General features: G+C 52.0%; 9 protein-coding genes. 5 read left to right on the plus strand and 4 right to left on the minus strand.

The window, feature by feature from the left end; translation table 11 throughout:
- Positions 1 to 8 precede the first annotated feature (8 nt).
- Entirely contained in the window at positions 9 to 770 is a 762-nt protein-coding gene (locus AC1DWB_RS24525; protein ID WP_477543720.1) for an HAD family hydrolase, read from the plus strand.
- Here AC1DWB_RS24525 and AC1DWB_RS24530 read toward each other — a convergent pair.
- On the minus strand, positions 767 to 1,660 hold the full coding sequence (locus AC1DWB_RS24530) for a LysR family transcriptional regulator (RefSeq protein ID WP_477543721.1): 894 nt from the start codon (positions 1,658 to 1,660) through the stop codon (positions 767 to 769). The genes AC1DWB_RS24525 and AC1DWB_RS24530 overlap by 4 nt on opposite strands.
- Positions 1,661 to 1,775: 115 nt before the next feature.
- Here AC1DWB_RS24530 and tkt point away from each other — a divergent pair, with 115 nt between their 5' ends.
- A complete protein-coding gene (gene tkt / locus AC1DWB_RS24535; protein WP_477543722.1) occupies positions 1,776 to 3,821 on the plus strand; it encodes a transketolase in 2,046 nt (681 codons plus the stop codon).
- On the opposite strand, the gene AC1DWB_RS24540 is transcribed toward tkt, so the two are convergent.
- Positions 3,801 to 4,406 carry an SOS response-associated peptidase gene (locus AC1DWB_RS24540; protein WP_477543723.1) on the minus strand — a complete coding sequence of 202 codons (606 nt, stop codon included), beginning with the start codon at positions 4,404 to 4,406 and terminating at the stop codon, positions 3,801 to 3,803. The two genes, tkt and AC1DWB_RS24540, sit on opposite strands and share 21 nt — an antisense overlap.
- A 134-nt stretch (positions 4,407 to 4,540) precedes the next feature.
- Between AC1DWB_RS24540 and AC1DWB_RS24545 the strand changes: the two genes are divergently transcribed.
- Genes AC1DWB_RS24545 through AC1DWB_RS24555 form a run of 3 tightly spaced genes read left to right on the plus strand, consistent with a single transcriptional unit; the run spans position 4,541 to position 6,440 of the window.
- Positions 4,541 to 5,485 (plus strand): RluA family pseudouridine synthase, encoded by a 945-nt coding sequence (locus AC1DWB_RS24545; RefSeq protein ID WP_477543724.1) that lies wholly within the window; start codon positions 4,541 to 4,543, stop codon positions 5,483 to 5,485.
- Complete coding sequence (locus tag AC1DWB_RS24550) at positions 5,482 to 6,177, plus strand: thioesterase domain-containing protein (RefSeq protein ID WP_477543725.1); 696 nt, start codon at positions 5,482 to 5,484, stop codon at positions 6,175 to 6,177. Before AC1DWB_RS24545 ends, AC1DWB_RS24550 begins: the two co-directional genes overlap by 4 nt.
- A 2-nt stretch (positions 6,178 to 6,179) precedes the next feature.
- Positions 6,180 to 6,440, plus strand: coding sequence for a hypothetical protein (locus AC1DWB_RS24555; RefSeq protein ID WP_477543726.1), 261 nt, complete (start codon positions 6,180 to 6,182; stop codon positions 6,438 to 6,440).
- Positions 6,441 to 6,526: 86 nt separating this feature from the next.
- Here AC1DWB_RS24555 and AC1DWB_RS24560 read toward each other — a convergent pair whose 3' ends face one another.
- The gene (locus AC1DWB_RS24560; protein ID WP_477543727.1) at positions 6,527 to 7,189 is read right to left on the minus strand and encodes a hypothetical protein; all 663 of its coding nucleotides are present in this window, start codon (positions 7,187 to 7,189) and stop codon (positions 6,527 to 6,529) included.
- Positions 7,190 to 7,242: 53 nt separating this feature from the next.
- A partial coding sequence (locus tag AC1DWB_RS24565) for an ArsB/NhaD family transporter (protein ID WP_477543728.1) occupies positions 7,243 to 7,424 on the minus strand: 182 nt, incomplete at its 5' end.

The following is a 7,424-nucleotide window of genomic DNA, read 5'->3' on the forward strand; positions in this document are numbered from 1 at the left end:
GCAGTCATTTGTTGGATGTTCGAGAGTGGGGAGAAGAAATGCAGGACATACGCGTCATATTGTTCGATCTAGACGATACGTTGATCCGGTTCGACGATTATTGGGAAGCGAGCTTGATGGAGACATTCCGCCAGCATTCGGCTACCCGTGAGATCGCTGCGGACCGACTATTCGAGCAGTTCTGGGAACAGAATACCCACTTCGAGCGACAGTATCTGAATCAGCGTATTTCACTACGGCAGTTTCGAAACTTCCGGTTAATGGAAGCTTTAGCGCGGTTCGGACAACGTATGGAAGAGACTATCGCGGATGAGTTCAATGAGCTGCACCGAACGATCAGCAAGTCGTATATGAAGGCCGATCCAGATGTGACGTTACTGTTGGAGCAATTATCGTCGGTATATGCGTTGGGAATCGTAACGAACGGCACAGTCAGCTGGCAAATGGATAAGATTACAGCGATGGGAATCGGACGATTGTTCTCTGATGAAGCGGTGATCATTTCGGAACAAGTAGGCGTGGAGAAACCAACAGCAGAAATCTATACAAATGCGATGGAAGTATTCCAGACGGCTCCCGAACATGTCGTCTTCGTCGGGGATTCCTGGCAAAACGATGTAGAAGGCCCCGGTAAGCTTGGAATCCGTTCGATCTGGTTGAACCCAAAGGCAGATTCTATCCCGGATTCGGACTACCCTTATCTGCTAGGCACGGTATCTCGACTAACCGACATCCGGACCTTATTGTTGCCGACTCACACCGTCAACTAATGAATCGACAACTGCAAATATTGGTTGAGAAAGACGCTTGTCGCGGGTGACAGGCGTCTATTCGTCTGGTAGGTGATGCCGATACGTCGCGGCGGAATAGCATCCGTCAGCTTGACTTCGAGAAGTGTACCACGATCCAACTCCTCTTGTACGAACTGTCGAGTGACGAACGAGATGCCAAAGCCTGCCTTGGCGAATGCAATGAGCAGATCAACACTAGCGAGCTCGATCTCCGGCTCGATCACAACACCAAGTGAGGCGGCTACATCTTGAATGAATCGGCGGGAGCTGCTGTTCTTCGAGAACAAGATGAGGGGATAGTGAACTAGGCTCGCGAGCGGAAGTGGTGACTTCGTCAGCTCGGCGTAACGCGGACCCGTCACGAAACAATCTTGCACCTGAATGGCCTCAATAACCGACAAGGATGGCTCATCTAGCGGAAGTCGGACGATACCGAAGTCGATGCGACCTTCCTTCACATGCCTAACGATCTCAGGGGTTGTACCGTGAACGAGATCCAGACGGATTTGGGGATAATCGCTGCAAAATCGGCTGAGTGCCGGGAGTAAATAATGCTTGCACAAAGAGTCGCTGCCTCCTAAACGAAGTTCCCCACGGATCAGATTGTTCAACTCTGCGATATGCCGCTCTCCGGATTCCAACATATTAAACGCTTGCTCGACTTGGGCGAACAAGAGCTCGCCCTCCTCTGATAATCGGACCCCTCTTGCACCACGGTGAAACAAGGTCACGGCAAGCTCGTTCTCCAATTGCTTAATGGCATGGCTCACACTGGGTTGCGTGATGAACAGCCGTTCTGCCGCCCGTGACAAATTCAATTCCTTGGCTGTCCAGTAGAACACCCGATAAAGCTCGAGATTAGCGATCATGATATAGCTCCTGTCTATATCTATTATGTGGAATATCGATTTCATGTATAGCTATACATCCCATTATAATCGATTACAAGCAGATGAAAAGCTAGTATTCGAGGAGGATGCTGTCATGACACTTATTCAAGAGCGACAAGAAAAGTTCGAGCTGGACCGGTTAGCTGTCACTACAATCCGGACGCTGGCGATCGATGCGGTCGATCAAGCCAATTCCGGACACCCCGGCATGCCGATGGGGGCGGCGCCGATGGCATATGCCTTATGGAGCCGTCACATGCGGCATAATCCGGCTAATCCGCAGTGGATCAATCGGGATCGCTTCGTATTGTCCGCAGGACACGGCTCCATGCTGCTATATAGCTTGCTCCATCTGTTCGGTTATAACGTTCCGTTGCATGAATTGAAGAACTTCCGGCAATGGGGGAGCCTGACCCCTGGTCATCCGGAATATGGACATACGCCAGGCGTAGACGCCACTACAGGTCCACTCGGCCAGGGAATAGGGATGGCAATAGGGATGGCGCTTGCAGAAGCACATCTTGCTGCCGTGTATAACAGAGTGGACTTCCCAGTTATCGATCATTACACATATGTCTTGTGTGGAGATGGCGATCTGATGGAAGGAGTCACAGGGGAAGCGGCATCACTGGCCGGGCATATGGGGCTGGGGAAATTAATCGTCCTCTACGATTCCAACGACATTTCACTCGATGGCGATCTAGGGCTGTCGTTCTCTGAAAATGTACAGAAACGATTCGATTCGTACAACTGGCACGTCCAGCGAGTGGAGGACGGCAATGACTTGGAAGCCATCGACCAAGCAATCTATTCTGCGCAGGCAGACCCACGTCCCTCACTTATCGAGGTCAAAACCACCATCGGGTACGGCAGCCCCAATAAGAGCGGCAAAGCAGGTGAGCACGGTTCACACGGCGTACCGCTAGGCAGCGAAGAGACGCTGCTGACCAAACAAGCATATGGCTGGCCGACTGAGCCGAATTTCTATATTCCGCAAGAGGTTGAACAACATTTCGCGGCTTTGCGCATGCAGGGGATTGCAGTGGAACAGGCGTGGCACGAGCTATTCGCTACGTATGAGTCAGCTCATCCGGCATTAGCCGAATCGTTCTCGCAGATGACTTCCGGTCTGCTACCCGATGGATGGGGAAGCGAGTTGCCGGTATACAAGCCGGAAGAAAAACCTCTTGCCACACGAGTCGCGTCGGAACGAGCCTTGAATGCTATAGCTCGGCGTGTTCCGACGTTGATCGGCGGTTCTGCGGATCTGGAATCGTCGACCAAGACGCGAATCCACAGCTCCGATCAACTCACAAAGTCACATTACAGCGGGCGTAACATTTTCTTCGGTGTACGGGAATTCGGCATGGGTGCGGCCTTGAACGGGCTGCTACTGCACGGAGGAATACGAGCTTATGGCGGGACATTCTTCGTCTTCTCCGATTATATGCGCCCAGCTGTTCGACTCGCTGCGATCATGAAGTTGCCGGTCGTCTACGTGTTCACTCACGACAGCATCGCGGTCGGTGAGGACGGCCCGACCCACGAGCCAGTCGAGCAGCTGGCGGCGCTACGCTGCATCCCTGGTATGACCGTACTCCGTCCAGCGGACGCGAACGAAACGAGCCATGCGTGGAAATACGCGATGGAGCAAACCGCCGGCCCGTGCGCGCTCGTTCTGACCAGGCAGCCGCTACCGGTGCTGCCTGGCACAGCGGAGCTTGCTCCGCCAGGGGTGCCCTGCGGCGCGTACGTCCTGGCGGACGCGCCGAACGAGTCCGACCCTGTGGCGATCATCATCGCCACAGGGTCGGAGGTACAGCTTGCGCTCGGCGCGCAGCAGCGGCTGGCCGAGCAGGGGCTTGGCGTGCGCGTAGTCAGCATGCCGAGCTGGGAGCTATTCAACAAGCAGCCGCAAACGTACAAGGATGCCGTTCTATTGCCGCATGTGAAGAAGCGGCTGGCGGTGGAGATGGGTTCCCCGCAAGGCTGGCATCCATATGTAGGGGATGAGGGAGCCGTCATGGGGATTGAGCGATTCGGCGCCTCGGCTCCAGCCTCTATACTCCTGCCGGAGTACGGATTCACGACCCAGCATGTCGTCAAACGAGTTCTATCGTTAATCGCGCGGAGCGATTGAGACCGATACATTCAACGGTTCAGCTTCATAAGCTCGAAGAAGGGGCAACAGGTCATCCTTATCTGTCAGCCGGTGGTCCAGCCATCGGCTGATTGCCGTTTCGTCGAGAATAGCTGGCATACGCTCATAATAATTCGAGACGACCCGATTGGAAGAGGTCGTAAGTACGGTGCAGGCCCGGTATTCCGTACCATCGGGAAAGTCCCATACATCATACAATCCGGCGATGCCGAACACCCTCTGACCTGGAAGCTTGAACTCAACGGTCTTCTTCACCTTGCCGTCCTGCAGCTCCCCATAAAAGCCGTCGCTTGGAATGACGCAGCGGCATTTGGTGAAATTGCGCTTGTAGCCTCGCTTCTCATGAATCGTCTCACTTGCGGCGTTAATCGAATCTTTGGCCCAGAACGGGAAGATTCCCCAAGTATACATATCCAGACACTTCTCACCCTTGTTGGCGAACATGACAGGGATGGGCTGACTGGCTTGCAAATCCCCCTTGGAGTAACCCAGCAGCACTTTATCAATCGAGAACTGGTCAGCCACTTCCTGTGAATCGGCACTTAACGAGATACGAGTGAACATAAGCGCAGGCACCTTCTTTTTTTAATTCACAGTATCTTCTGTTTCGCCCATAATATGCATACACCTTGAATCCAACCTAACGGTAAGGTATGATCATCCTTGATAACCGCAGGACGAACAGGAGTGCATGAAATATGATTACCAGAACCGTTACTCACTCGGAGGGCGGTAAACGTCTTCATCGGTACATAAGAAGTTTGCTGCCCAACATCCCGCTCGGACAAGTGTACAAGATGATCGATCAAGGTCAGGTGCGGGTGAACGGCAAGCGCAAGAAGCAAGACTATGAGATCGTCTCGGGCGACGAGTTGACTCTGTATATGGAAGAGGAAGCGTTCAAGCAAGGAAGCGGCGGTCCAGAAAAGAAGACCAAATATGCAGGGATCAACACACAAATTGAGGTCATTCATGAGGATGACGAGCTGCTCGTCGTGAACAAACCGGTTGGACTGCTGACCCATCCCGATCAGACAGAGCAACGAGATACACTGATCACGAGAGTCCACGCCTACTTGTATAAGCGGGGCGAGCTGGACAGCCCATTATTCCAGCCCGCTACAGCGAACCGATTGGACCGGAATACGAGCGGACTTGTCCTGATCGGCAAAACAGCAGGTATGCTGCATCAGCTCAACCAATGGATTCAGAAGCGTGAAATGGAGAAGTATTACCTGACGATTGTGGAAGGAACATTATCCGGTGGTGCCACGATTTCAGGGACTCTTCTACGGGACACGCAGAGTAATGTCACAAAGGTCGTGGATCCTACAGCAGACAACAAGGAGAAGGAAGGAGAGAAAGAAGCGGTGACTAAGTACCGTTCGCTTGGCAACGGGAACGGATATTCCTTGGCTGAGATTGAACTGATCAGCGGACGAACGCACCAGATTCGGACACACTTCCAGAGCATCGGGCACTCGTTGTTAGGCGACATCAAGTATGGCGGTAAGGCAGTTGCAGGTGTGAATCACCAGTTGCTGCATGCCTGGAAGATCGTCATGACGGATGGGCGAACGTTCACTGCTCCGCTGCCCCAGCAATTCCAAAGTATGCTGAAGCAGAAGGGGATTTTGTATTGACCGTTCACCTTTATTTCCTCTCCGGTGTCGCAACCTCAGCGAACTTCATGAACCCTTTACGCGATGAGATGGTGTCCCGTCTCCAGACTGCGGGGATAGCGACCACCACGCATATGCTGCTTCCCTACGGGGACTGGGGTCGGCCTGTATGGAGACAGATACATGAAGCCGGGCAAGATCTAATCCGACGCGTCTCCAGCCGGCAGCTAACATTACGTGCGCGCGAGAGTGCAGCTGTCATACGTGACACATACTCGGGAGGACCGCTTATTCTGATCGGTCACAGTGCCGGAGGAATCGCTGCCTCGCTAGCTACCCAATTGCTACAAGCTGAGGGGATCACTGTTTCGCGTATCGTGCAGATCGGGTCACCGAAGTTCGCACTAAGTCCACAGCTCGAACCGCTTGTCGCCTATATGTATGCTGTGAATCTCAAGGGACGGACAACAGATCCGATTGTACGATTAGGTTCTTGGGGCGGATGGGAGAGGAGAGGGGGCGTGCCGATATGGAATCCGAAGCGTTTCGCGCCTGCGAACATTCGAGCCCTTCCTCTGATTGGAGGTCATGCGGATTATTTCCGTGATAGAGAACCGTTCTGCAATGTGAAAGGAATGACGAATCTAGCAATCACGTCTGATGCTATCGAGGAATACTTAACCCCATTAATTAATGTATTGAGGAGGATATAAGCATGCAAGTGAAGATCACAGAAGCGACAATGACCCACAGCAAGGCAGACGGATATCTCGGACGGGTGGCATTCCAGGTCGAATCACATCCGAAGGCCTATGAGCTGACACTCCAGAGCAAGAGCGGCAAAGACTGGAGCTATGCCTTGAACTTTCTAGCCGAGCCGGGCAGCGAGGAAGAGATCGAAGCCGTAGAGGCTGCGATTGAGGAAGACGATGAATTGTTCGATCAACTTGTTGATGCAGCGAAGAATAGTTTATAGCATTAAATATCGCAACATCACAACGAAGCAACCGGAAGGAATCGTTCAATCATACGATTTCCGGTTGCTTCGTCTGTTGCTTCGAGCTATTTCGGCGCTATCACGAGCAAGCTCCTGATATGTTCAATCGGATAAACGAGCTTGGTCGAATCCGTTGTTATTAGTTCAACAACAGGCGATTGGACTTTCGATAAGATCCCGCACTTATCAGGGCTAATCCCTAAGTCGAACGTAACATACTTGCCTCGAGCTGCATGCAGAAGTTCCTCGAACGTCTGGATTGGGGGTGTTGCTGTCTTCATCCCAGACACCGTGGATGGGGGCAACAAGCTCAAATGTTCGCCGTCCAGCGGGCTGATCCACTTCCAATGGGCGTAGGGAATACTTAGCTTACCGTGAATCAACGACTGGAACTGGAAATAGTCCGTACACAACTGTGTAATTGTCCCTTGCAGCAGGAGCGATTTATCAAGACGGACCTCGACATATAAGCCAATCGCTTTTTGCAGCACGTAATCCAATGTAAGCTTGCCCGTCTTCTCAGCGGAAGCGCGTGAGCTCGCAAAATTTGATTTTTTAATCGTTTCCTGAACCGATTGAATATGGGTCAAGGGGACATACATGTATTTATTGTTATCATATAAGACAATCACTTCCTGACCGACTTCGATCAACAAAGCATCACGTTTCCCACAACCCGATAATTCGAACATTATTTCTTTATCTAGATAGTTTTTCAATATCGACATGGATAACCTCCTTCACTCTCTGCTTCGCTCCACACAGATTACTAGTCTACTGCTTAATAAATCCAATTTACCCAGAAAGCCAAGCAGGTCAATGTGAACAGAAGGGTTGGCGGAATCACAATAATCGTAATCTTCACGTAATCTTTCCAACTGATCTTAACCTTGTGCTGCCTCAAGATTCCCATCCACAGCAAGGAAGCCAGTGTACCGACCGGCAGAAGCAAGGAACCGATGT

This window comes from Paenibacillus sp. P4_E11, assembly GCF_056401635.1.